Here is a 24,243-nt window from a genome sequence, read left to right as displayed (position 1 = left end):
AAAGAGTTCTGTAAAGGAACCTTTCCGCCCAGCACCCTCTGATTTAAAGGTGCTGCAAACGCATCGACAGATCAATGGCACGACAATGCTTGGTCAAGGCGCCAATCGAGATAAAATCCACTCCGGTTTGAGCGTAATCCAGCAAGGTCGCATCGGTGATATTCCCAGAAGCCTCCAACTTCGCCCGTCCTGACGTCTTCGCTACGGCGGCACGCATCTGTTCAGGGGTAAAGTTATCCAGCATGATAATGTCTGCACCGGCTTCTAAGGCTTGCTCCAGCTCCTCAAAACTTTCCACCTCCACCTCAACCGGTTTACCGGGATGCATCTGATGGGCACGCGAAACCGCTTGAGCGATACCCCCCGAAGCTAGGATATGATTCTCTTTAATCAGGAAGGCATCATATAAGCCAATACGGTGATTAAAGCAGCCACCACAGCTGACCGCATATTTTTGCGCCAAACGCAGCCCTGGCAGGGTTTTACGTGTATCCAGTAAACGCACGCCGGTATGAGCGACACGCTGAGCATAATCACGACTCAAGGTCGCCGTGCCCGATAGGGTTTGCAGGAAATTCAAAGCCGCTCTTTCCGCCGTCAAAAGGGAACGTGCGGCCCCTTCCACTTCAAATAAACACTGATCGGGGACCACGACATCTCCATCTTGAACCTGCCAGTCCAGATGCAAACGCGCATCCACTTGCCGGAAAACCTCATCCACCCAAGCGCGCCCACAAACCACCGCTGCCTCACGCGTTATCACGCGTGCACGTGCAAGATCAGTGGGTGGGATCAAATCGGCCGTGATATCTCCCGTACCGACATCTTCCGCCAGTGCAGCACGGACATTTTCAAGGATTGCAGGTTGCAGCTGTTCAAGTGTCAACATGAATTAGGGCTTCAGGTATGATGTTAAAAGATAGTTCAGCATTTTAACCAGCGGTAACCGACTGTGCCAGCGAATCCCAAGATCCGTGACCATCGTCTGCTTGAAGCAGACTTCCGCCCTTCCCCCAATTTTAATGCGCGGCCTCAGGGTGAGATCTCTCTGTTAGTGATCCACAACATTAGCCTACCGCCCGGTGAGTTTGGAGGACCCTATATTGAGGATTTATTTCTCAATCGCCTGGATCCGCAAGCCCACCCTTATTTTCAGGAGATCGCGGGGTTGCACGTGTCTGCACATCTTCTCATCCGTCGTGAAGGTTCCGTCGTGCAGTTTGTACCCTTTGATCAAAGGGCTTGGCATGCGGGACAATCCAGCTTTCAAGGACGCGAGCAGTGTAATGATTTCTCCATTGGTATCGAACTCGAAGGTTGTGATGATCAAGCCTATACATCCAGACAATACCAACAGCTCCAGATAATCACCCAAGCGTTAATGGACAGCTATCCAGAATTGAATCCACAACGTATCACAGGTCACAGTGATATCGCGCCGGGACGTAAAACCGATCCAGGACCTGCGTTTGATTGGGATCGATATTTGCAATCTTTAGCTTAACAAGGATCAATCTGCCTCATGAGCCGCCTCACGCCTGCCCAACTCACCTGGCAAGATCAACAACCCCGCTCAGTCGAGTTTGATGACATCTATTTTAATTTTAATCAGGGTGAAGCAGAGAGTGAGCATGTCTTTATTCAGGGCAATCATCTCAGAGAGCGTTTTGCGCACTTAGCACCAACACAGGAATTTGTGATTGCCGAAACCGGCTTTGGCACCGGCCTCAACTTTTTTGTCGCACGAAAGGCGTGGCACGAGATTGCGCCGGTTGAGGCACGTCTGCATTTTATCTCGTTTGAAAAACATCCTCTGAGCCTAGAAGATATGCGCCGAGCATTAAGTCAAGTCGCTTCTGCTACGGACATATTGGAAGATTTTTTAGCCCAGTACCCGCCGTTACAAGAAGGTTATCATCGACTCTTTTTAGACCAAGGCCGCGTACTGATCACTTTGATCTTGGGTGATTTAGTCGACACCTTGCCCGAACTCGAAGGGGGGGTAGATGCCTGGTTTTTAGATGGCTTTGCCCCCGCTAAGAATCCACAGATGTGGCAAGCCAGTGTTTTTCAACATCTCGCTCGTTTAAGTCGTCCAAACTGCACGCTCGCGACCTTTACTGTCGCTAAGCCCATCCGTCAGCATCTTACAGAAGCGGGATTTGTGGTCGAAAAGCGTAAGGGATTTGGGCGCAAGCGCGAAATGTTGTGCGCCTACTGGCCCGAAACCCATTCATCAGCCGTCGCAACACCACCGCGTGAGGTGGTGATTGTCGGTGCCGGTTTAGCCGGAGCCACCCTAGCACGCCTACTCGCAGAACGCGGCATAGAGGTACATCTTCTAGAAGCCGCAGCACAGATTGCTAAGGGCGCATCGGGCAACCGACAGGGTGCTCTGTTTGTCAAACCACCTCTTCGCCCGACACCGGCCAGTCAAATACAAATGACAGGTTTAGGCTGGATGCGCCACTATCTACGTGCGTTAGGGCCTGAAGCCCAAGCCTTTTCTCACCTCAGTGGTTTATTACAACTGGCCAACTCCGCTCAAGAAGTTGAACGACAAACGCAGTTAACGCCAGTCTATGACCCACGCCTAGTTCATTTTTTGTCTGCCGAGCAGATCCAAACTCTGACTGGACGCAACATCCTCTCTCCCGGTCTATTTTTTCCAGAGGCCGGCTGGGTGTCTCCTCCAGCGTTTTGTCACTTTTTATTGCAGCATCCCAGAATTCATTTACATCTCAACAGCCCTGTTACAGATGTCAACTGGCTGGCCAGTGAACAGGTTTGGCAGTTACACACCCCCGAACACCGCTGGAGCACCACGCACCTTGTCTTGTGCAATGCCACAGAAGCGAAACACTTCTCTGTGCTTGCGCACCTGCCGTTAAAAGCCATTCGTGGCCAAACCAGTGAAGTAGCCGCCCAAGGATTACCCGAACTCAACCAGGTGATCTGTGGAGAGGGTTATATTTCTCCCGCTTGGCAGGGCCACTACTGCTTTGGAGCCAGTTTTGACCTGCACCAAGCAGAGCCGAATTTGCGGGACGCGGATCATCTCAGCAACCTGCAACAACTGACGCAGGTCTTGCCCGAGTTCGCGGGATTGGATCCAAAAACCTTTTCTGGGCGCGTCAGTTTTCGCAGCTCCACACCCGATTACTTGCCGCTGGTCGGTCAAGTGGGTGATTATTCAGCTTACTTGACGCAATACGCACGTCTACGTACCGATGCAAACTGGCCCATTTCCGGCCCGGCACCTTTACTACCAGGTCTGTATGTTAGCCTTGGGCATGGTTCAAAGGGATTAGCCACTTGCTTGTTAAGTGCTGAGTTACTGGCCGCACAAATGTTAGATCTCGCTTGGCCCCTGCCACGACACCTGGCACAACGTCTGGACCCCAATCGGTTTATTTTGCGCGATTTGATTCGGCGGCGAATTTAATGCTTTTCAGCTAAAGGCCGATATACTTCATAGGTAGGCAGAGGAGTTTAATATGTCGTTGATTATCATAGATCAGGGTAACCGCATTCAGACCCCCTTGCGCTCTATTTTCAAACCGCGCGGGGTCGAAGGCCTGACGGAATCCAAAAATGCCAATGCGACCCCTGGCTTTGAGGATCAATTGCAAGGCTCCACCTCTGGCCTAATTCGTTTAGAGACAGATGTACCGAAACGTGCCCCCAGCGGCAGTGCACAAATTGCTTATGAAGAAGCCAGTAAAGCGGGAAAACCTAAGCCTCGGCCAACACTCAAAGCCTCGCAAATTATGACGTTTCCGGTACATACCACGGGGATTGCTAACACACTCCGCCAGGCTTGGGCCTTACTTGAAGAGCACGCCATCGCACATCTGGTTGTGATTAATGAAGAGGAAGAACCCCTAGGCTTACTCTCGCGCCAAGACGTGCTACTGCATGGAACGGATTCCACCGTCACGGTAGCCGTGGTGTATCAGAAGCAGATCTTGGTAGCCACTAATGATACCGAGATTTCACAGATTGCACGCATCTTCGTGCAGTATCCGATTGGTGCCATTCCGGTGATCGGCGAGCGCAATGAACTACTCGGAATCATCTCACGCACGGATCTGGTGCGATTACTGATCAACGATGCTCAAGTCGAAAGCTGGGCCTGATTCTCAACATTAGAGGCCTTCAGGCCTGCTCCGCTTCCCAAAGCTTAAGTTTTTCTAGAAAACTCGCCTCATCCAGAATGGAAACACCCAGCGCCTGCGCTTTACTCAACTTAGAGCCGGCTGCTTCACCGGCCACAACACACTGAGTTTTTGCCGACACACTGCCACTCACTTTAGCGCCGAGCGCTTGTAAGCGTGCTTTAGCTTCATCTCGCGTCATCTGACTGAGTGTTCCGGTTAACACCCAGGTTTGTCCTTGTAAGACTAAACCTGCGCTAGGCTCAAGGGCGAGCGCTTGATCTGGGCGCTGCCAGAAACCAAACGCCTGCAACTGTTGATAAAAAGCTTGTGTCTGTGCACGCCATTGCGCATCACTTAAACACTGGCGCAGGCTCTGTTGCGCTTTGCTATTCAAGCCCGGAATCTGAGCCAGCTCTGCCGGTGTTAAAGCAAGGAATGTGTCCACTTCATCAATGGATTGAGCTAAGCGTGCAGCACCTGTCGGCCCCACGGCAGGAATTTTTAACTGCACCAGAAAGGTTTCTAAATCGATCCTACCTAAACCCGGCGCGCACGGCTCCGTCACGGCTTCAGGTTCTACACCGGCGGCCAACAACGCATCTAAGACCTGGGCGTTATGGCTATCCTGCATAAAATGCACGATTTCGGCGGCCACCTCCTGACCAATATCCGGTAACAACTTGAGTAGCGGCTCTTGTGCCACCCGCACACGCGCTAAAGAACCCAGGCCCTGCGCCAGAACACGTGCCGTTTCCTCGCCCACCTCAGGAATACCCAACGCATAAATAAAACGCGCCAAACTCACCGTTTTACTGGCCTGAATCGCCTCATAGAGATTTTGCGAGGAGAGCTGAGCAAAACCCTCTAACTGCAGGAAATCTTCGACTTGCAGCCGATAAAGATCGGCGGGTGACTTGACCCAGCCACGATCCACAAGTTGCTCGATATTTTTATCTCCCAATCCCTCAATATCCATGGCTCGACGCGAGACAAAATGCAGGAGGGATTGTTTTACCTGAGCCGCACAGGCTAAGCGCCCGACACAACGATACACAGCACCAAAGCTTTGTTGCCGGCCATGACGACTGACCTGTGCACGCTCTATTTCAGAGCCACAAACTGGACAAGCTGCCGGTAGATGAATGGGCTCCTCATTGCCCTGACGGGCTTCCAGGACTACACCCGCAATCTGCGGAATAACATCTCCAGCGCGGCGCACGATCACTTGATCACCGGCCATAATCCCTAAGCGGGCGATCTCATCCATATTGTGCAGCGTCGCATTACTCACCGTGACACCGCCCACAAATACAGGCTCTAAGCGGGCAACCGGCGTAATCGCGCCGGTACGTCCGACTTGAAACTCCACCTTATTCAGGCGCGTGACCTGCTCCTGTGCGGGAAACTTACGGGCAATCGCCCAACGGGGTGCACGTGCTACAAAACCCAAGGTTTGTTGCTGCTGACGATCATCGACCTTATACACGATGCCGTCGATGTCATACCCCAAATCAGCACGTTTTGCGGCCAATTGTTGATAATACTGAAGACAGGCCTCCAACCCCTGCAACCTTTGCATTTCCGGGTTGATTTTCAGCCCCCAGCTTTGCAACAGTTCTAGACTCTGTTGATGGCTCGTCGGCAGCTCGCCACCCTGCACCAAACCGGTACTATAGGCACAAAACAGCAAAGGTCGTTGTGCTGTCACCGCAGGATCCAGTTGCCTTAGACTACCCGCTGCCGCATTACGTGGATTCACGAAGGTTTTCTCACCGGCTTCACGAGCACGTGCATTTAAAGCTTCAAAACCTGCTTGAGGCATATAGACTTCACCACGCACTTCCAACCAATCCGGCCAACCCTGCCCTAACAGCCTTAAAGGCAAATTGCGCAGCGTTCGTATATTCAGCGTGATATCTTCTCCCGTGCTGCCATCACCACGGGTAGCGGCACGCACCAGCTGGCCATGTGCATACACCAAACTGACCGCAATCCCATCCAGTTTAGGCTCAGCCGTAATCCACAAATGCTGTTCATCCATCTGCAAACGCTCACAGACACGACGCACAAAATGCGCCAGATCTTCATCATTGAATGCATTATCCAGAGACAGCATGGGCAGTTCGTGCACCACCTCAGCAAAACCTGAATCCGGTTTAGCACCCACTCGCTGGGTCGGTGAATCTGAGCGCACACATTCGGGATGGGCAGCTTCCAGTGTTTGTAAGCGCTGGAAGAGACGATCATATTCCGCATCGGGAATACTCGGGGCATCTAAAACATAATAGCGGTAGTTGTGCTGAGCAAGCTCTTCACATAACTGAGCAATCTGCTCGGCAGGAGTTGATTTCATCATGATCTTCTAGCTGATAGATGCGAATTAACGCTGGCGCTGAGCGCGGCGATTAGCCATCTCAAAATCACGGATACGCTGACGGTAATGTTCTTTAGTCTGCTCACGCATCACAGAACGATCTTCATCGAGAAGATCACCATCGAGATGGCGTGCCAGAGTTTCTGCGGTAGCCAGCATACACTCATACGCATTCATCGCATCTTTAGGCTCACGCATCGACATAAAGAAAGAGACGGCAGGTGTTTCCAGAGTCTCCATCGCAGTCAAATCAAAAGTACCCGGTGACACGGCATTCGCCATACTAAACTGCACAGCTGCCGCTGGGTGCTTATCTTCAAAGCGATGGAAAATCGACATGTCGCCAAACTCCATCCCACAGGCTTCGACCACACGCTGTAAACGTGGTCCATCTAAGAGTTGACGATTGCGCCCGACCACCGTGATGACCAAAACTTCTTCCGGATCGGGTAATTCATCTATAGCTTTTTTGCTTTGCGTGCGGGCAACTGGCGGCGCGGCTTCCGGTGCCGGCCCAGCCAAGTCTTCTTGTGTCAACTCAAATCCAGGCGGTTGCGAAGCTGTACGGCTTCCGATTGGATCTAACGCGGTTTCATCTCCTGGCAATTCAAGATCAATCAAAGAAGCTTGCTGCAAGGTGTCTATCTTCGGCTCTTGCTTAGCTAGAGCCTGTGGCGTTATTTCCGGCTGGGCAAAGCTCAGCTCAGCTTCTAGGGCCTCTGCGCTGGCAATTTCCGGCAGCTCTGTCTCTAGAGGTAAGCTAAAGGATGGATTTTCATGTGTTTTACGACGCGCACGCCGTGCACCCGAGTTGACCATTTCAGCCACCGGCTTGTCGAGATCCAGAGGGAGATTGATCCCCTCAAACATATCCGGGTGAGTGTCTTCAGTGGAGGCACGTACTTTACTCTTATTTGATTTTGGCGTCGGCAAGGTTTCTGGAATCTCATCAAATAGCGGATCAAGCTCAGGCAGCTCTTCTTCCTCATCGTCTTCCACCTGCGCAGCGTCCGCCACAGGCAAGGACACAGTGACAGGTTCGGACTCAGGCACAAACGGATCCGAAAGACGCTCATCGATCTCCAAATTCAGATCAGCGACCGCTTCCAGCTTGACGGGATCGGATGGCTCATCTTGCGCAGCAACAGCGGGCTCAGGCGCAAAACGAGACTCTACTTGTGCAATCGATGGAGCCTCTAACTCAGCTTCCATCTCCGCTTGCAGCCTGTGGATATCTTCAGTTTCTGTCGCAAGATCTGCGCGCTCGGTGATGGGAGCACTTGCGGACGGGAGAGGAGCGTGCTCGGCCTGTTCGCTTTGAGTTGACTCGAATCCTGCATCCAGCGCGACGGGTGTTGCAGAACTCGCAGCTGCTTCTTCGACGGCCTCAGGCGCATAGTTAAACTCAGGCTCTACACGCGTAATCTTGGGTTCTTTCGGAACTAACCCTTGCAAAGAGCCCTGTAAAGAAACCGCTGCGGTTTCCACACTGCGACGCACGCGTGCGCCGCCATTAGGCAGCTCGGGATTCACGATAGGACGAGTCTCATCCTCGCTCAGCTCCGATAGGGTTTTATCAATATCCAAGCGTAACTTATTACGATTGGCGCGTATGCGTCTCCAGCCATCAAAGAGGATCAGGGCGATCAGAATCACGCCACCGACAATTAGCCACTCCCGTAGACTGAACTCCATGATACTGATGTTTCCCCAGCTGGTTATCCTGTTGATTTAACGGTTTGAACCTGAAACACACCCGGTGCTTGAATTATTCAACCCGCTCACTGATCAGCAAACGCATCACTGCTGTATCAGTGCTGACTTTAACACTGCTCAGGGTTCCTTTGAAGTCACCCGGCCCTTCTTCTGGTTGTCCACTAGCACTGATACGGGCCACGACATCCACTTCAGAAAAGTCAGAAAGACGTACATCGGGTAACATGCTGTTGCGATCATCAAAGCGTATCTCTGTCGGTAAATCCGCAACTCTTAAGCGCATTGCCGTAATCGGCATACGCTCTCCAACCGGACGCGCAAATACAAACACGCTCTGATCAGCAGTGATTTCAGTCAAGATCGACTCATCCAAATCCAAATACAGACTCAGCGCGGCCATCGCTTCAGATTCAGCCTCGACTAAGTCAGTAACTGCTTGCTCATCAACAGCCACCCCTGTCAGCGCAGCACGTGCACGCTCAATACCATTTTTTAAGGATTCGGCGGCCTGACCTTCGGCACGCGTCAGCGCACGTTCCCAGTAGGTAATGGCGCCGACATAGTCCTCTTGCTCGAACGCAGCAATACCTGCAATCCCTAAGGAGGTCACTTCATTCGCATCTAGGCGCAGTGTCGCTTGCAATTGCTGCTCAATCGCTGCGGTCATCTCCCCAGCACTGGCAAAGAACATAGCTTGTGCCAACTGCCCCATTACGGCTGGATACTCGGGTGTATTCTCCGGTAAATATTTTAATACCTGCTGAAAGGCTTCAACTGCGGCATCAAATGCATTTAGGTTCATACGTGTTGTCGCCAACAGATACCAACCTTCCGGATTCTCAGGGCGTTGCTCCAACTCTGACTCGAGGCGAGCCAAGGCTTCGGAGAGATTAAGCTCCTCTTGTGCAAAAGGATTGTCCCAGCTTTGCATCCACTGCGAACGCGCTAAGTCATCTGCACGGCCTAAATAAGAATACAGACCAAACGAAGCAGTCGGCAGGATCAGCGCAATCAAGATGATGCTGATCAGCTGCGCGCGCCCTAACACTAAGCGCGGCGAGAAGTATCCCTGATTTTCAGCATCGATCAGGAGGCTACGCTCCAATTCGGTTTTGAGCTCGATGAAGTGCTCATCGGTCAGGGTACCGATATCTCTTTCTCTTTCCAGCTCAGATAAACGCTCCCGAAAAATCTGAATATTTTGCTGAAGACGATCCACTTCCGGTTCATCGTTCTGATGACGACGATTTTTTACCAAAGGCCAAAAAATGATCGCCAAAGCAATCAGGGTAAGGAGGGCTATACCCAACCAAAGAGAGATCATGACTTAGTTTCCTGCTGCGTTTCCTGGGGAGCACTTTTTAACAGGGCTTGTAAACGCGCCTGCTCCTGAGGGCTAAGTGCCGAGGGCAACTCCTGCTGTTGGGCTTTGACTTCAACAGGCGTGATATGACGGTTACGCGCGATCCGCAACACGGCCAAAGCACCCAACACCAAAAGCACCAAGGGGCCAAACCAAAGAATCCAGGTTTGCGAAGTAAAAGGTGGACGATAGTGCACAAAGTCACCATAACGATTGACCATAAACTCAAGGATGTAATCGTCCGAGTACCCTTCTTCAATCATGCGATGAACTTCACGGCGTAAATCGGCAGCCAGTGGTGCATCGGAATCTGAGATTGCCTGATTTTGACAGGTCGGACAACGTAGTTCACGTACCATCTGATTGTAACGACGCTCGCCATCGGCCGTAGAGAAGTCATAACTTTCAATCGCTAAGGCGGGCCAAGCGAGCATCAACAGGAGTAGCAAACTTCCCCACTTCATACTTCATCCCCTTCTGCTGCGATGGCTTGCATCAAACCTTTTAGGTTCTGCCAGACCTTCTCATTCACCTCTCCGACATGACGGTAACGAATCACGCCTTGCGCATCGAGAATATAGGTTTCCGGTGCCCCATAGACACCCAGATCCAAGCCTAAGCGCCCATCAGCATCGACGATCACCTTGGCATAGGGGTCGAGATATTGCGCCAGCCATTCACGCGCCAGCTCAGGATCATCCTTATAATTCAGCCCATAGATAGTGACCCCTTCCTGCAAACCAATTCTGTTGAGCTGCTCATGCTCTTCTTTACAGGTGGGGCACCAGGTCGCCCAAACATTCAGGAGGGCGACCTCGCCTTTGAGGTCATCCTGAGTTAAACGTGTTTCCGGCTCATAGAGTGAGGGCAAGTTAAACTCAGGAAAAGGCTTATTGATCAGTGCTGAAGGCAGCACACGTGGATCATTAAACAACCCCTGTAGCAGAAACACCCCCATACCCAGGAAAATCGCCAGAGGGGTAAAGACTAACCATTTACGCATCTTCATCTCCTCGTTATGAGCTTTGAGACGCTTGAGCAGGCATAGCTGCCTGAGCATCACGCTGCGCCTGTTTGCGATAACGCGGATCGGATGCAGCCAACAAACCACCTGCGGTCATAAACAAAGCACCTAACCAGAGCCAGCGCACAAAGGGTTTATACTGCATACGGATCGCCCAAGCCCCGTTATCCAACTCTTCACCCATCGCAACATAAAGATCTCGGAATAAGCCTGGATCCAATGCAACTTCCGTCATGACCATCCCCCGCGCCGTATAGACACGCTTTTCAGGATACATAATGCGATAGGGCTGACCCTCTTTCAGAACCCGAATACGCCCCATATCCGAGATATAATTGGGGCCTTCAACATGACGTGCGCCATCAAAAATAAAGGTGTAGTTACGGAACTGGACTTCATCTCCAGGCCCCATACGCGCATCATGATGCTCAACAAACAAGACCACCATGGCCACACCAACCACCAACACGGCCACACCCAGATGCCCCAGCAACATACCGTAGTAGCTGCGACTCTGACGCAACAAACCACTCATCACACCGCGTTGACGCAAACGGTTGCTGAAATCACGCAACCAGCAGAAAACGATCCACCAGGCCAGGAATAAACCTAAGAGCACCCAAGGTTCAAAAGCGGAGTTGTACAAGCCGTGGCTGACAAAAGCAGCAACTAAGGCTAAAACGCCCGGTAACCAGAGTTGTTGCACAAAGAGGCGCAAGGGGGTTTGCTTCCAACGACTCACTGAAGCCAATCCCAGGAAGATGCACATGAGTGCCATCAGGGGTACAAACAACGCGTTAAAGTACGGAGGTCCAACTGAGATCTTGCCTAGATTCAACGAATCCATCACCAACGGATACAGAGTACCGATCAGCACCATCGCACAGGAAACTGTTAACAAGATATTATTGATCAACAAAAGAGTTTCACGCGAAGAAAGCGCAAAACTTGATTCGCTTTTCACCGAACCTGCACGGATCGCATACAGCAGCAAAGACCCACCGATTACAAAAATCAACATACCCAGAATAAAGAGCCCACGCTCTGGATCCGTGGCAAAGGCGTGTACTGAGGTCAACACCCCCGAACGAACCAGGAAGGTACCCAGAAGACTCAAGGAGAAGGCCGAGATCGCCAGTAACACCGTCCAGCTTTTAAACACGCCGCGCTTTTCTGTCACCGCTAAGCTATGAATCAGAGCCGTTGCCACCAACCAAGGCATCAAGGATGCGTTTTCAACTGGATCCCAGAACCACCAACCGCCCCAGCCTAATTCGTAATAGGCCCACCAACTCCCCAAGGCGATCCCTAAAGTAAGAAACGCCCAAGCCACATTTGTCCAAGGACGTGACCAACGTGCCCAAGCGGCATCCAAACGACCACTGAGCAACGCCGCGATCGCAAAGGAGAAGGCCACTGACAAGCCCACATAACCCATATACAAAGCGGGTGGATGCACAATCAAACCAAAATCCTGCAACAAGGGGTTAAGATCCCCCCCTTCCATCGGGAAGTTCGGTAAGAAGCGATCAAATGGGCTCGAAGTGAACAGAATAAACAGCAGGAATGCGGACGTGATCATACCCATGACCGCCAATACACGACCAATAATATCTAGAGGCAGATTGCGGCTTTTAATCGCCACAGCAAGCGTCCAGAAAGCCTGAATCCAGACCCACAACAGCAAGGAGCCTTCATGCCCACCCCAGATCGCACTGATTTTGTAGTACCAAGGTAAGGCGGTATTGGAGCCGTTAGCGACATAGACGACCGAAAAGTCATCAGTCAAAAATGCATACCCCAGGCAAAGCATTGCCAGAGTCAAGAAAGCAAACACCCCTTTTGCCAGGGGGCGGGCATAATCCACCCAAAGCTTATTGCCAGTATGAGCACCGATCATCGGCACCACAGACAAGACCAAAGACAAGCACAGGGCTAAAATCGTGGAATAAGTACCTAACTCAGGGATCATGCTTAGTATTCCTTAGCTGCTGCGGGCATGCCTGGCATTTTGCCGGCTTTCGCCAAGGCTTCTGCGATTTCAGGTGGCATATAGTTTTCATCATGTTTGGCTAGGACTTCAGAAGCAATCAGCTTCCCTTCCTCATTGAGCATGCCCTGAGCCACAATTCCCTGCCCTTCACGGAACAGGTCAGGCAGTATGCCCACATACTGTACCGTTGTGGATTGTGCATAATCGGTAATATCAAACTCGACTTTTAAGCTGTTCGTGTCACGTCGGATACTGCCTTCAACCACCATTCCGCCGGCACGAATACGCGTATCTTTCGGTGCCATACCGGAATGGATTTCACTCGGCGAATAAAAAAGATTAATGTTTTGACTCAAGGCATAAGCGGTCAAACCGACCGCAACAGACGCCCCAAGAAGGATCATCAGGACAATCAACAAGCGTTGTTTACGGGCAGCATTCATGGTGTTGTCTCCTCTCGACGCAAACGGCGGGATAGATCCGATAACAAACGACGACGTTGCAGCATGGGGGTCGCAATCAACCAAAGGAGCACCACCAACCCCAGACCATAACAACTCCAGACATAGAGTCCATGTCCACCCATCGCTAGAAATTCAGCAAATGTGTTGAAACTCACCTTAACCTCTCTGTTGCTGCAGAAGCTCACGCACCCAACCGGCACGCCGCTCACGGCGCAGGATTTCGTTACGCAGACGTAACATGAGTGCAACGGCAAAAAATGCGTAAAAACCTATCACCATCAATAGTAGTGGCATCCACATCTCCACTGGCATAGCAGGTTTTTCAGTCACCTTGAAGGTGGCAGGCTGATGTAAAGTATTCCACCAGTCCACGGAATACTTGATGATCGGGATATTCACTAAGCCCACAAGGACCAGCACAGCCGTTGCTTGTGCGGCTGTAGACTCACTTTCAATCGCAGAGTTCAATGCAATCACCCCCAAATACAGAAATAACAGAATCAGCATTGAGGTCAAACGCGCATCCCAAACCCACCAGGAACCCCAGGTCGGCTTCCCCCAGATAGCCCCCGTCGCCAAGGCCAGAACGGCCAGCCAAGCGCCAATCGGAGCACAGCACTTCAGCACCATATCGGCCATCTTCATTTTCCAGATCAGGCCTACCGCACCTGCAATCGCCATGGTCATATAGATCGACTGTGCCATATAGGCTGTCGGCACATGCAGATAGATGATACGAAAGCTGTTGCCTTGCTGATAATCAGGCGGAGCAAAAGCCAAGCCCCAGACCGTCCCCACCGCGATCAGCAATAATGCCGCAATCGCAAAACCCGGTAGGAGCTTTCCAGTGATCTGATAGCACCAACGTGGTGATGCTAACTGATAGAACCAGCGCGGCATCCAGTTTTTTCCAGCCATAGTCAATTACCCACTCACAGAAATACGTAAACCGGCAGCAATAGCCAGAGGTGATAAGGCCAAACCTGCGGCCAAGAGCGCGCCGAGTAGCGCTAAAAACCCACCTAAAGGCAAACCTGTTACAGCCGCTTCCACTGCCGCTGTGCCAAAAATCAGAACCGGGATGTATAAAGGCAGTACCAGCAGAGACAAGAGCACGCCTCCTTTACGTAAACCCACGGTCAAGGCGGCACCTATGGCACCAATCAAACTCAGAGTCGGGGTGCCCAATAAAAGACTGAGCATCAACCCCCACATGCCTTCAGCGGGCAAAAACAACATCACAGCCAACAGAGGTGCCATCAAGGTGAGTGGCAAACCGGTCAACAACCAATGTGCTAAGACCTTTCCCAGCACCACCACAAACAGAGGCTGTGGGCTCAACAGCATCTGCTCTAAAGAACCATCATCAAAATCGGAACGAAAAAGGCTATCTAAAGACAGCAGAGTCGCCAACAAGGCGGCCACCCAAACGACTCCAGGGGCCAAGGTCGATAGCACACTAGGTTCCGGGCTCACTCCAAGCGGAAAGAGCGTCGCCACCATTAAGAAAAATACGAGAGGATTAATCAGGTCACTGCGCCGACGTAGCGCCAGATTCAACTCTCGCACCAGAGTTGCCCAAAAAATACGCCCGGGCTGAAAACTGATCTCTCCTGATTTCAGCTCCGGCAGGTGGCAGGCATTAGTCGCTTTATTATTCATGAAGTTCCTGAGTGCTCATCCAGGTGGATACGACGCACATGTTGAGTTAGATTCAGCTCATGATGGGTCGTTAAAATCACAATACCACCTCTTTGGGCATGGGCTAACAACACGTTTTCTTTCGCTGCCACCCCTTGCTTGTCGATCGCGGTAAAAGGCTCATCCAGAATCCACAGCCGAGCCTGGCTCAGATACAACCGCGCTAAACTGACACGTCGATTCTGGCCAGCCGATAGCATGTGACAAGGCACATCTTCAAAGCCTTTTAAGCCTACGGCATTCAAAGCCTGATCTATCTGCTCCAGATCAATGCTTGTATCCAAGGCAGCGTACCAGCGCAGATTCTCTTCTGGCGTTAAAAGTGATTTGACTCCCGCCTGGTGGCCGAAATAGAGCAACTCGCGTGCATAAGCGGGCAGATCATCGGCGAGCGGCACCCCACGCCAACGTATCTCACCCTCAAAATGGCGCGACAGGCCACTCAAAATCCGTAGAAGCGTGGTTTTACCACTGCCATTGGGGCCTTCAATCTGCACCAACTCGCCTGCTTGCACCTGAAATGATAAGTCGCTGAACAGCACACGATCATCGCGTTCACAGAACAGCTTCTCAACCTCAAGAAGGATCTCAGACACAGGAGCCTCGCAACGCGCAGGTTAGCTTAAGGACAAGCCACAAAGTTTGTGATAAACCTATGGGACAAGCCGCCGACAAATAACATAAGCGCCGCATTATAAACTGATCGATCGAGCTGCGTCAGTGTAACCAGCGGCTTTTCGTTGCAGACTCAATTTGCCAGGTCATCCTCAACCATGCTGAATGAACTGAATGTACAATCTGTGCGCCTTGCGAATACTCAGGCCTCCAGCAGTGCTCAAGAGCTTAACCGCTTATTGCCGGCCGGTCGTGAGACCAGCGGCTGGGTACGAAGTGTCAGTGAAAATAGCGCACAAGGAGGAGGCTTTCGTATCCAGGTTGAAGTCTCAGGGCGCATGATTGAGTTGGTCTCTAACCGACCACTACCAGAAGGCAGCCAACTGCAACTGAGTCGTGATGCATCGGGCAGTGTTCGCGCCAGCCTCAATGCACTGCCTGGTGGAGCCCAACCCACGGCCACAAGCACCAGCCCCGCCGCAGCACGTGCCAACGCCGAAGGCTTTTTATTGCGTATTGCCGGCAACATCCCTGCCCTACTCAATAACTTACCCAGCAACAATGCACTGCCGGGATTGCTCGTCACACCTCAAGCTGCGCAAGCCTTAAACGCTCAAGCCTTACAAAACCCAGCCTTAATGAATTCCGGTGCACAAAACTCCACTTCTCAAAATGCGGCGACTTTGAATTTAACAACGCGCAATTTAGCGGCTTCCAATTTAAGCACAGGGAATCCTGGCACTTCCAACACCAACACCCCACAAACCTTGACTCCCGGCACTCAGGGGACAGCCACTTCGATCCCATCTGGGCAGACAACAGCCGCTATGAGCGGCACACCTTTGAACACCAACGCACAAGGCGGTAACACACCCCCAGTGGATGGACGTGGACAAGTAAGCAGTCCGATTTCTCCTTCTGCAGCCAACGCAAGTCCTCCCGCCACGTCGGCATCGAACACATCTAATCCAAGCAGCCCGGCCCAGCCTGCAGCACCCAGTAGTAACGCCAATCCCGCTTCAGGCAGCGCTCAACCAAGCACCCATAGCGAACAAGCTCGAAATACTCAGACGGTCGCGGAGAGCTTACGCGCAACGCCTGCTTCGACATCCACCGCTTCAACATCAGCCGAGAGTTCAGTACGCGCCCCCCTTCCAAGTGGTGCCAGCTCAAGCAGTGCAAGCCAAATCGCTGCATCGGTGGCCACCCCACTGGCTTCTGCCTCAGCCAGCACTCCAGCCCCTACAGAGGCAAGTGCACTGAGTCGCAACACCACAATCACTCAGACAACCACTCAAACAACCGCGCATTCCGCCACGAATCCTGCGACCCAGTCGGCATCCATAAGAGCCGAAACGACTCAGCTCACACCGCCCCCTCCCGCCGCACTGAGCGCGCTGACTCCGAATGCACGCCCTCAGGGGTTTCCGATTCATGTTTTGGTCAACGGCCAGGTGATTGAATTTATCAGCCCACGTCCTTTACAGGCCGGCCAGCAAGTACAGATTAGCCGCAGTGAGACGGGGCAGTTTCAACTCAGCATTACGCCCCCCGCACCGCCTTTGACTCAAGCCTATCAAGCACAAGTCGCGATGCAGCAAGCGCTGCGTGAACTCCTACCGATTCAGATCCCTTTGGCGGATGGCCTCAATCAGTTACAACAGCTCAGCTCTCGTGCCGACAGCCTACGTAACTCTGCCCTCAATCAAATGGTGGAATCGATGTTACGCCTATTTAGTGTTAAGCCTGGGAGCCAGGAAGCCCCTGCCGCCATCGCACGCAATCTGCAACAAGGCGGTCTGTTGAGTGAAGCACGTCTCTTGCAAAATCCTGGCAAACTCGACAAACCGGACTTAAAGCAACAACTGGGACAACTGTTAAAGATCGGTGATCAACTACCGAGTGTTGCGCGTGAAGAACTCAACCAGTTGGTACGTGCCTTACTCGCCCGAAGTACAGCAGCCCAGATTAGCAGCCTCCAGCGTTGGCGCGATCTGCCCGATGGCGGACAGGAGCGCCACTATCGCCTAGACCTGCCCATTCAGCAGGGCAACCATTTGGAGAATGCTGAGCTGCGTATCACTGAAGAGCGTCATCGCGATGAACAAGGACAAAGTGTGACACTTTGGCATGTACGCCTGCATTTTGAGTTGGAGGAGCAAGGCTCCTTGGATGCGGAAGTGAGCTTAAAAGCTGAATGGGAATTAACGGCACGTTTCTGGGCTGAGCAAGCCCCCACCTTAGCCTTAATTCGTGAGCGTTTGCAGAGCTTTGGCCAAGAGTTAACCGACAAAGGCTTTAAAATCGAATTGATGCATGCACATCTAGGCAAACGTCAACAACCCGATCTGTTACCCTTAAATAAACGTTTAGTAGATCTGCATACCTAATGAATAAAACCGACCCACCCGCCGGCGCTGTCGCGCTGAAATATGACACCGCCCAGGGCGGTGCACCCAAAATCGTTGCCAAGGGTAAGGGACTGATTGCTGAACAAATCATTGCTCTGGCAAGAGAGCATGATGTGCATATTCACGAAAGCCCAGAGTTATTAGAGGTACTCATCCGCTTAGAACTCGGCGAAGAGATTCCTGAAGCCCTCTACAAGGCTATTGCCGAAGTGATTGCCTTTGCTTACAACTTGAAAAAAGAGGAGAAAAAGCCCTGATCTCAGGGCTTAGAAGGGAGTAAAACTGCTTTATACCTGCGCCGCCAAATCACGGATACGTTGTACCATCGCACGCAAACCGTTACCCCGGCTGGGGCTCAGGTGTTTAATCAGATTCAGCTGAGTAAAATAGTCTTCAATGTTGAACGCCAGAATTTCACTCGGTGCTTTGGCGTTGTAAGCCGCTAAAACCACTGCCAATAACCCTTTCACAATATGCGAGTTACTATCTGCCTGAAAATGCAGCAGCCCTTCATGAAATTCAGGCACAACCCAGACCAAACTCTGACAACCTTTTACCTGATAGGCCTCAACCTGGAAGGCGGAATCCAATGGCGGCAGCTCTTTACCTAAATCAATAATGTAACGGTAACGATCCTCCCAGGAATCAAAGAAACCTAGATTTTCAACGATCTCGTCAGCCGTTACCTCTACACCAAAATCCGTCATAGCCACCTCAAATCAGTAAAACATGCCCGTTGCCAACTGCGCTTCTTCGCTCATCATGTCACGTTGCCAGGGGGGATCAAAAATCAGTTCAACCTTTACGTCCTGAACATTGGGCACCTTGGCGACACGATACTCAACATCCCCAACCAGCACGGGCCCCATGCCACAGCCAGGTGCGGTGAGCGTCATTTGTATATCGACGCGCTTGGTCTGCTGATTCAATTGAACAGAATAGATTAATCCTAAATTCACCAGATCCACCGGTATTTCTGGATCATAGATGGTGCGTAATGCATCCCAAACCTGCTCTTCCAGAATCTGGTCGGATTCCGGCTCTGGGAACTCTAATCGCTCGGGTTCCAAGCCCAAGGCCGCTGCATCGGTACCATCAACACGTACCATTTGGCCGTGCCAAGTTAGGGTATAGTTACCTCCCAGAGACTGGGTCAGGGTGACAAAGGTATCCTTAGGAATCGTGACAGGCGTTCCAGCCGGTACAATACGTGCCGGACAATCCGTTTGTGTCACCAGCATTCGTCTTTCCATGCTTAGCTCACTGTAAAGCTTTCGCCACAACCGCATTCGCTGGTGGCGTTCGGATTGATAAATTTCACTTGGCGGTTAATCCCTTCACGCACGTAATCGATGCTCGTGCCGCGTACAATCGACAGGCTGTTACGATCGATCAACAAAGCCACCTCTGCATCGAGTTGACACTGCAGATCGCCCTCTTCTGCACGCTCAACAAAATCCAGTACATACATATAACCCGAACAACCGCTGGGTTTTACACTTAATCGAACCGCTTGCGCGGATGGATGGCCTTGCAGCTGCTGACGAAAATGTTTGAGCGCAGCGGGGAGCACTTCTACGACCTGCTGAGTCGGATCAAAGGCTTCAACGGACATGATGCCTACCTCGCAAAGACTTAAAGAAGAAATTCACGCGCTTTCTCAATCGCTGCAAACAAGCGATCTATCTCTTCACGCGTATTGTAGAAGCTGAAACTGGCGCGCACTGTCCCCTCGGCCAAACCCAGGAACTCCATCACCGGTTGAGCACAATGACTGCCTGTACGTACGGCAATCCCTTGTTGATCGAGCAACATGCCTAGATCGGCTGGATTCACTCCTTCCAGGGTAAAGCTCAGCACACTGACTTTTTCTGCTGCGGTACCAATCACCCGCATGCCTGCACACTCAGCCGCTCGGGCTTGAGCATAGGCCAGTAGATCCTGCTCATGTGCTTGAAGCGCTTCACTATCCAAGCTTTGCAGGTATTCGATCGCCGCGGCTAAACCTATCGCGTCGGCAATATTGGGGGTACCGGCTTCAAATTTAAACGGAATCTGATTAAAGGTTGTGCCGGCAAAGCTGACACTCTCAATCATCTCTCCGCCACCCATCCAAGGCGGCATGGCTTCGAGCAGTTCCGCCTTACCCCAAAGCACGCCAATGCCTGTCGGACCAAAGAGTTTATGGCCTGAAAAAGCATAAAAATCACAGCCCAATGCCTGAACTTGAGTCAGTCCATGGCTGATAGCTTGAGCACCATCCAGCATCACCTTGGCACCGACCTGATGTGCTAAAGTAATCATCTCTTGCACCGGATTAATGGTTCCCAAAGCATTGGAAACCTGAGCCACGGAAACCATTTTCACGCGCGCATCCAGCATCTGTGCAAAAGCCGCCAAATCCACCTGACCGGCAGAAGTTAGAGGGATAGGTTCAACCTGCGCCCCCTTCTCTGCCGCAATGAGCTGCCAAGGCACAATATTGGAATGGTGTTCAAGCTGCGACACCAGAATACGATCCCCTGCTTGTAACTGAGAGCGTCCCCAACTGGCTGCCACCAGATTGATGCTCTCCGTAGTACCACGTGTCCAGATCACCTGCCGTGCACTCGGTGAGCCAATAAAATCGGCCACCCGCTGCCGTGCGGCTTCAAACTTTTCCGTCGCACGATCACTCAAGGTGTGTGCACCCCGGTGCACATTGCTGTTATCGCAGCTGTAAAAATGCACCAGCGCATCAATCACACATTGTGGCTTTTGCGTGGTGGCACCATTATCCAGATACACCAACGGCTGACCGTTGATTTTTTGATGCAGTATGGGAAAGTCTGCACGGACTTTCTCAACATCAAAACGGCTTGCGATGGGCGCTAACTCAGTCATGGATCAGATGCCGTGTTAAGGACGAGGTCTGAGCAAAAATGGCCGCAATTTTTGGACGCAACCAAACACGCAGCTCTTCCAGTGCCAAACCCTCTACCAATTCATTGACAAAACCAAAGCTCAGCATCACACGTGCTTCGGCAGCGGAAATACCTCGACTGGTCATATAAAAGAGTGCTTCATCGTTCAGCTGACTGACCGTGGCACCATGTGCACACTTCACATCATCTGCGTAGATTTCCAACTCCGGTTTAGTATTGATCTCGGCACGGGGGGAAGTGAGTAGATTACGGTTACTCATTTCAGCCAAGGTTTTCTGCGCCTGCGGATGGATATGGATACGACCGTTAAAACAGGCCTTTGCCGTGTCGGCAATCACACCACGAAACACTTCATCTGTGGTGCAATGCGGCACCACATGCTCAACCTCTGTATGGTAATCGATGCGTTGATTACCCCTGGGCAGATAGATCCCCTGGAGTTTCAGATCGGCTCCCTGGCCAAGATGGCGTAGGTGATAATCTAAACGCTTAAGGCGACTTCCGCTGGCTAGGGTAAAACCTTGCAAGCGGGCATCAGCAGCCAGCGTGGCATGTACCGAACCCAGGTGAAGATGGTTTTCCTCCTCTAGGTTCAAACGATAATGCTGCAAGGAGGCATTCGCACCCAACTGCAACTCTGTCACGGCAGAGACCGCACTGATGCCAGGTGCCTGGACACGGTAGTCTTCCAGCAAGGTGGCTTCAGCAGACTGTCCCAACTGCACCAGTATGCGCACAGGAGCCAGTTCACCCTCCTGCTGCGCTGTCTGCAGATGCAGAAGATAGATAGGCTGGGCCAAACGCTGGCCTGGCTCAAGATGCAACCAAAGACCATCGTTAAGCAAAGCACCATTGAGGGATGCAAACAGATGCTTATCTGCCACCAGGGTTTGATTGAGCCCGGCCAGAATAAGTACCTGCTCTTCAGGCTGCGCGCGGCTAAAAGGCGTCACACCCTGAGGGAGTGGATCGGACAGTTGTGCCGAGAAGTGTCCATTCACAAAGACAACACGCAGCGCATCGGATAAAACAAGGTCATCCGGCAGTTCAGCACTGCAAGCCTGTGCCAGCTGCCAAGTCTGATTCTCTAAGGGTGCCAACGAGGTATAACGCCAAGCTTCCGTCTTACGACCAGGCCAAGCGGCTGCCTGCCAAGTTTCGGTTTGCTGCTGACGCAAATGAGACAACCAAGCGGGAGCGGTCTGCTGACTCGCTAACGCGACACTCTGGATTTGAAATTCACTCATCAGAGCACCTCTTGTTCAAGCCAGCTGTAACCCTTAGCTTCCAGTTCCAAAGCCAAAGACTTATCACCGGATTTAACAATACGGCCATGCGCCAGAACGTGCACAAAATCCGGCACAATATAATCCAGTAGACGCTGATAATGCGTGACCACAATAAAGCTGCGTTCTTCACTGCGCATGGCATTGACGCCATTCGCTACCACTTGCAAGGCATCAATATCGAGACCTGAGTCGGTTTCATCTAAGATACAAAGCGATGGCTCCAGCAGCATCATCTGCATGATCTCATTACGCTTTTTCTCACCACCGGAGAAGCCTTCGTTCACGCCGCGCTTTAGAAAACTCTGATCCAGACTCACGGCTTTGCAAGCTTCACGCGCCATCTTCATAAACTCAATCGCTGAGAGTTCAGACTTGCCTTCATGCTGACGCTTGGCATCTACCGCCGCTTTCAGCAGTTCCATATTACTCACACCTGGAATTTCGACTGGATACTGAAATGCCAAGAACAACCCTTCACGGGCACGCACTTCCGGATCCATCTCCAGCAGATCCTGACCCTTGAGTTCCACACTACCCGAGGTGACTTCATAACCGGGACGGCCTGCTAAAACGTTACCCAGGGTACTTTTACCGGCACCATTTGGGCCCATGATCGCGTGAATTTCACCCGGCTTAATTTCGAGATTCAGACTACGCAGGATCGCTTTCTCTTCAACGCTTGCACACAGGTCTTTAATTTTTAACATCTTAATATTATCCATCTCAAAATATCTGTTAGCAGGCCTTAACCTACGGAGCCTTCAAGACTCACTTCCAGCAATTTGCCGGCTTCCACCGCAAACTCCATCGGTAATTGCTTAAACACCTCTCGGCAGAAACCATTCACGATCATAGAGACTGCTTTTTCGGCATCCAAACCGCGCTGCTGGCAGAGGAACATCTGATCATCACTCACCTTCGATGTGGTGGCTTCATGCTCCACCACTGCCGTCGGGTGTGCGCTTTCAATATAAGGGAAGGTATGCGCACCACAACGATCACCAATCAGCAGCGAATCACACTGCGTGTAATTACGTGCGCCTTCGGCAGTAGGTCCCATACGTACCAAACCTCGGTAGGCATTCTGACTCTGACCGGCCGAAATCCCTTTGGAAATGATGGTCGATTTGGTGTGTTTACCGAGATGAATCATCTTGGTTCCGGTATCGGCCTGCTGGAAGTTATTGGTCAGCGCCACGGAGTAAAACTCACCGATGCTGTAATCGCCTTTCAGAATGCAACTGGGGTACTTCCAGGTCACGGCAGAACCGGTTTCAACCTGCGTCCAGGAGATTTTAGCGCGTGTATGACAAATACCTCGCTTCGTCACGAAGTTATAAATGCCACCCTTACCTTCTTCATTCCCTGGGTACCAGTTCTGTACGGTCGAGTATTTAATTTCTGCATTATCCAGCGCGACCAATTCCACCACCGCAGCATGCAGCTGATTTTCGTCGCGCTGCGGAGCGGTACAGCCCTCTAGATAACTGACGTAAGCACCTTCATCCGCAATAATCAAAGTACGCTCAAACTGTCCCGTGTTCATTTCATTGATACGGAAATAGGTCGACAGCTCCATGGGTGAGCGCACCCCTTTGGGGATGTAAACAAACGAACCATCTGAGAAGACAGCAGAGTTCAAGGCGGCATAATAGTTATCACGCTGAGGCACCACGGAACCCAGATATTTTTTCACCAGATCAGGATACTTGTGCACAGCTTCGCTGATCGGGCAGAAGATAACACCCGCCTCTTCCAGCTTTTCACGGAAGGTTGTGACCACAGAAACCGAATCAAATACAGCATCCACCGCAACACCGGCCAGCATCTCCTGCTCATGCAGAGGGATACCCAACTTGTTGTAAGTTTCGATCAAATCGGGATCCACTTCATCCAGGCTTTTGGGACGATCCGCTAAGCTTTTTGGTGCCGAATAATAGGAGATGGCCTGAAAATCGATCTTAGGGTAAGTCACATGCGCCCAATCGGGCTCTTGCATCGATTGCCAAACTTTAAATGCTTTTAAACGCCACTCCAGCAACCACTCCGGCTCACCTTTTTTAGCTGAAATAAAACGTATGACCTCTTCATTGAGACCAGGTGGCAAAGTTTCGGACTCTATGTCGGTATGGAAACCGGCTGAGTACTCTTTCCTGATTAATTTTTCTACCTGTTCAGACATAACCCTACCCCTGCTCTTAAATGCTTC

The 24,243-nt window shown here is 51.6% G+C and carries 24 protein-coding genes; 5 read left to right on the top strand and 19 right to left on the bottom strand.

The features are described from left to right. Window positions 1-43 precede the first annotated feature (43 nt). The gene (gene nadC / locus E1H14_RS08145) at window positions 44-889 is read right to left on the bottom strand and encodes a carboxylating nicotinate-nucleotide diphosphorylase (protein WP_149390955.1); all 846 of its coding nucleotides are present in this window, start codon (window positions 887-889) and stop codon (window positions 44-46) included. Between the two features lie 63 nt (window positions 890-952). Here nadC and ampD point away from each other — a divergent pair, with 63 nt between their 5' ends. The 3 genes from ampD to E1H14_RS08130 are packed head-to-tail and all read left to right on the top strand — an operon-like array spanning window position 953 to window position 4,139. After that, window positions 953-1,504, top strand: coding sequence for a 1,6-anhydro-N-acetylmuramyl-L-alanine amidase AmpD (gene ampD / locus E1H14_RS08140; protein ID WP_235017424.1), 552 nt, complete (start codon window positions 953-955; stop codon window positions 1,502-1,504). 18 nt (window positions 1,505-1,522) lie between these two features. Then, window positions 1,523-3,445: a bifunctional tRNA (5-methylaminomethyl-2-thiouridine)(34)-methyltransferase MnmD/FAD-dependent 5-carboxymethylaminomethyl-2-thiouridine(34) oxidoreductase MnmC gene (gene mnmC / locus E1H14_RS08135; RefSeq protein ID WP_149390954.1), complete on the top strand. Its 1,923-nt coding sequence runs from the start codon at window positions 1,523-1,525 to the stop codon at window positions 3,443-3,445. 52 nt (window positions 3,446-3,497) lie between these two features. Further along, window positions 3,498-4,139, top strand: coding sequence for a CBS domain-containing protein (locus E1H14_RS08130; protein ID WP_149390953.1), 642 nt, complete (start codon window positions 3,498-3,500; stop codon window positions 4,137-4,139). A 19-nt stretch (window positions 4,140-4,158) separates the two neighbouring features. Here the strand turns inward: E1H14_RS08130 and ligA are convergent, their stop codons facing one another. The 11 genes from ligA to ccmA all read right to left on the bottom strand — a co-directional run bounded on the left by ligA (window position 4,159) and on the right by ccmA (window position 15,391). Further along, the gene (gene ligA, locus E1H14_RS08125; RefSeq protein WP_200834065.1) at window positions 4,159-6,513 is read right to left on the bottom strand and encodes an NAD-dependent DNA ligase LigA; all 2,355 of its coding nucleotides are present in this window, start codon (window positions 6,511-6,513) and stop codon (window positions 4,159-4,161) included. A 27-nt stretch (window positions 6,514-6,540) separates the two neighbouring features. Beyond that, window positions 6,541-8,229, bottom strand: a complete 1,689-nt coding sequence (zipA, locus tag E1H14_RS08120; protein WP_149390951.1) for a cell division protein ZipA — start codon at window positions 8,227-8,229, stop codon at window positions 6,541-6,543. 73 nt (window positions 8,230-8,302) lie between these two features. Further along, window positions 8,303-9,574: a c-type cytochrome biogenesis protein CcmI gene (ccmI, locus tag E1H14_RS08115; protein WP_149390950.1), complete on the bottom strand. Its 1,272-nt coding sequence runs from the start codon at window positions 9,572-9,574 to the stop codon at window positions 8,303-8,305. Then, window positions 9,571-10,077, bottom strand: a complete 507-nt coding sequence (locus tag E1H14_RS08110; RefSeq protein ID WP_149390949.1) for a cytochrome c-type biogenesis protein — start codon at window positions 10,075-10,077, stop codon at window positions 9,571-9,573. Before E1H14_RS08110 ends, ccmI begins: the two co-directional genes overlap by 4 nt. Beyond that, window positions 10,074-10,616, bottom strand: a complete 543-nt coding sequence (locus E1H14_RS08105) for a DsbE family thiol:disulfide interchange protein (RefSeq protein ID WP_200834064.1) — start codon at window positions 10,614-10,616, stop codon at window positions 10,074-10,076. The genes E1H14_RS08110 and E1H14_RS08105 overlap by 4 nt, the downstream gene beginning before the upstream one ends. A gap of 13 nt (window positions 10,617-10,629) precedes the next feature. Next, on the bottom strand, window positions 10,630-12,609 hold the full coding sequence (locus E1H14_RS08100) for a heme lyase CcmF/NrfE family subunit (RefSeq protein WP_149390948.1): 1,980 nt from the start codon (window positions 12,607-12,609) through the stop codon (window positions 10,630-10,632). 2 nt (window positions 12,610-12,611) lie between these two features. Then, window positions 12,612-13,073: a cytochrome c maturation protein CcmE gene (gene ccmE / locus E1H14_RS08095; protein WP_149390947.1), complete on the bottom strand. Its 462-nt coding sequence runs from the start codon at window positions 13,071-13,073 to the stop codon at window positions 12,612-12,614. Further along, window positions 13,070-13,249, bottom strand: a complete 180-nt coding sequence (gene ccmD, locus E1H14_RS08090) for a heme exporter protein CcmD (RefSeq protein WP_149390946.1) — start codon at window positions 13,247-13,249, stop codon at window positions 13,070-13,072. The genes ccmE and ccmD overlap by 4 nt, the downstream gene beginning before the upstream one ends. 1 nt (window position 13,250) lies before the next feature. After that, window positions 13,251-14,012 (bottom strand): heme ABC transporter permease, encoded by a 762-nt coding sequence (locus E1H14_RS08085; RefSeq protein ID WP_327436778.1) that lies wholly within the window; start codon window positions 14,010-14,012, stop codon window positions 13,251-13,253. 6 nt (window positions 14,013-14,018) lie between these two features. Next, window positions 14,019-14,756, bottom strand: a complete 738-nt coding sequence (ccmB, locus tag E1H14_RS08080) for a heme exporter protein CcmB (RefSeq protein WP_149390945.1) — start codon at window positions 14,754-14,756, stop codon at window positions 14,019-14,021. Then, a complete protein-coding gene (gene ccmA, locus E1H14_RS08075) occupies window positions 14,753-15,391 on the bottom strand; it encodes a cytochrome c biogenesis heme-transporting ATPase CcmA (protein WP_149390944.1) in 639 nt (212 codons plus the stop codon). Before ccmA ends, ccmB begins: the two co-directional genes overlap by 4 nt. A gap of 177 nt (window positions 15,392-15,568) precedes the next feature. Between ccmA and E1H14_RS08070 the strand changes: the two genes are divergently transcribed. Beyond that, window positions 15,569-17,800 (top strand): flagellar hook-length control protein FliK, encoded by a 2,232-nt coding sequence (locus E1H14_RS08070; protein ID WP_149390943.1) that lies wholly within the window; start codon window positions 15,569-15,571, stop codon window positions 17,798-17,800. Continuing rightward, on the top strand, window positions 17,800-18,078 hold the full coding sequence (locus E1H14_RS08065; RefSeq protein ID WP_149390942.1) for an EscU/YscU/HrcU family type III secretion system export apparatus switch protein: 279 nt from the start codon (window positions 17,800-17,802) through the stop codon (window positions 18,076-18,078). Before E1H14_RS08070 ends, E1H14_RS08065 begins: the two co-directional genes overlap by 1 nt. Window positions 18,079-18,108: 30 nt before the next feature. Here E1H14_RS08065 and E1H14_RS08060 read toward each other — a convergent pair whose 3' ends face one another. Genes E1H14_RS08060 through sufB form a run of 7 tightly spaced genes read right to left on the bottom strand, consistent with a single transcriptional unit; the run spans window position 18,109 to window position 24,216 of the window. Further along, a complete protein-coding gene (locus E1H14_RS08060) occupies window positions 18,109-18,528 on the bottom strand; it encodes a SufE family protein (RefSeq protein ID WP_149390941.1) in 420 nt (139 codons plus the stop codon). Between the two features lie 12 nt (window positions 18,529-18,540). Then, window positions 18,541-19,062 carry a putative Fe-S cluster assembly protein SufT gene (gene sufT, locus E1H14_RS08055; protein ID WP_149390940.1) on the bottom strand — a complete coding sequence of 174 codons (522 nt, stop codon included), beginning with the start codon at window positions 19,060-19,062 and terminating at the stop codon, window positions 18,541-18,543. A 14-nt stretch (window positions 19,063-19,076) separates the two neighbouring features. After that, a complete protein-coding gene (locus tag E1H14_RS08050; protein WP_149390939.1) occupies window positions 19,077-19,436 on the bottom strand; it encodes a HesB/IscA family protein in 360 nt (119 codons plus the stop codon). A gap of 20 nt (window positions 19,437-19,456) precedes the next feature. Continuing rightward, window positions 19,457-20,704: a cysteine desulfurase gene (locus tag E1H14_RS08045; RefSeq protein WP_149390938.1), complete on the bottom strand. Its 1,248-nt coding sequence runs from the start codon at window positions 20,702-20,704 to the stop codon at window positions 19,457-19,459. After that, window positions 20,697-21,992 carry a Fe-S cluster assembly protein SufD gene (gene sufD, locus E1H14_RS08040; protein ID WP_149390937.1) on the bottom strand — a complete coding sequence of 432 codons (1,296 nt, stop codon included), beginning with the start codon at window positions 21,990-21,992 and terminating at the stop codon, window positions 20,697-20,699. Before sufD ends, E1H14_RS08045 begins: the two co-directional genes overlap by 8 nt. Then, window positions 21,992-22,741 (bottom strand): Fe-S cluster assembly ATPase SufC, encoded by a 750-nt coding sequence (sufC, locus tag E1H14_RS08035; protein WP_149390936.1) that lies wholly within the window; start codon window positions 22,739-22,741, stop codon window positions 21,992-21,994. Before sufC ends, sufD begins: the two co-directional genes overlap by 1 nt. A 38-nt stretch (window positions 22,742-22,779) precedes the next feature. After that, window positions 22,780-24,216, bottom strand: coding sequence for a Fe-S cluster assembly protein SufB (gene sufB / locus E1H14_RS08030; protein WP_149390935.1), 1,437 nt, complete (start codon window positions 24,214-24,216; stop codon window positions 22,780-22,782). Window positions 24,217-24,243: the final 27 nt, after the last annotated feature.

This window comes from Nitrincola tapanii (genome assembly GCF_008368715.1).
Lineage (GTDB): Bacteria > Pseudomonadota > Gammaproteobacteria > Pseudomonadales > Balneatricaceae > Nitrincola > Nitrincola tapanii.
Note: the sequence above shows the minus strand (reverse complement) of the source record. Positions and strands in the feature narration are given on the sequence as shown.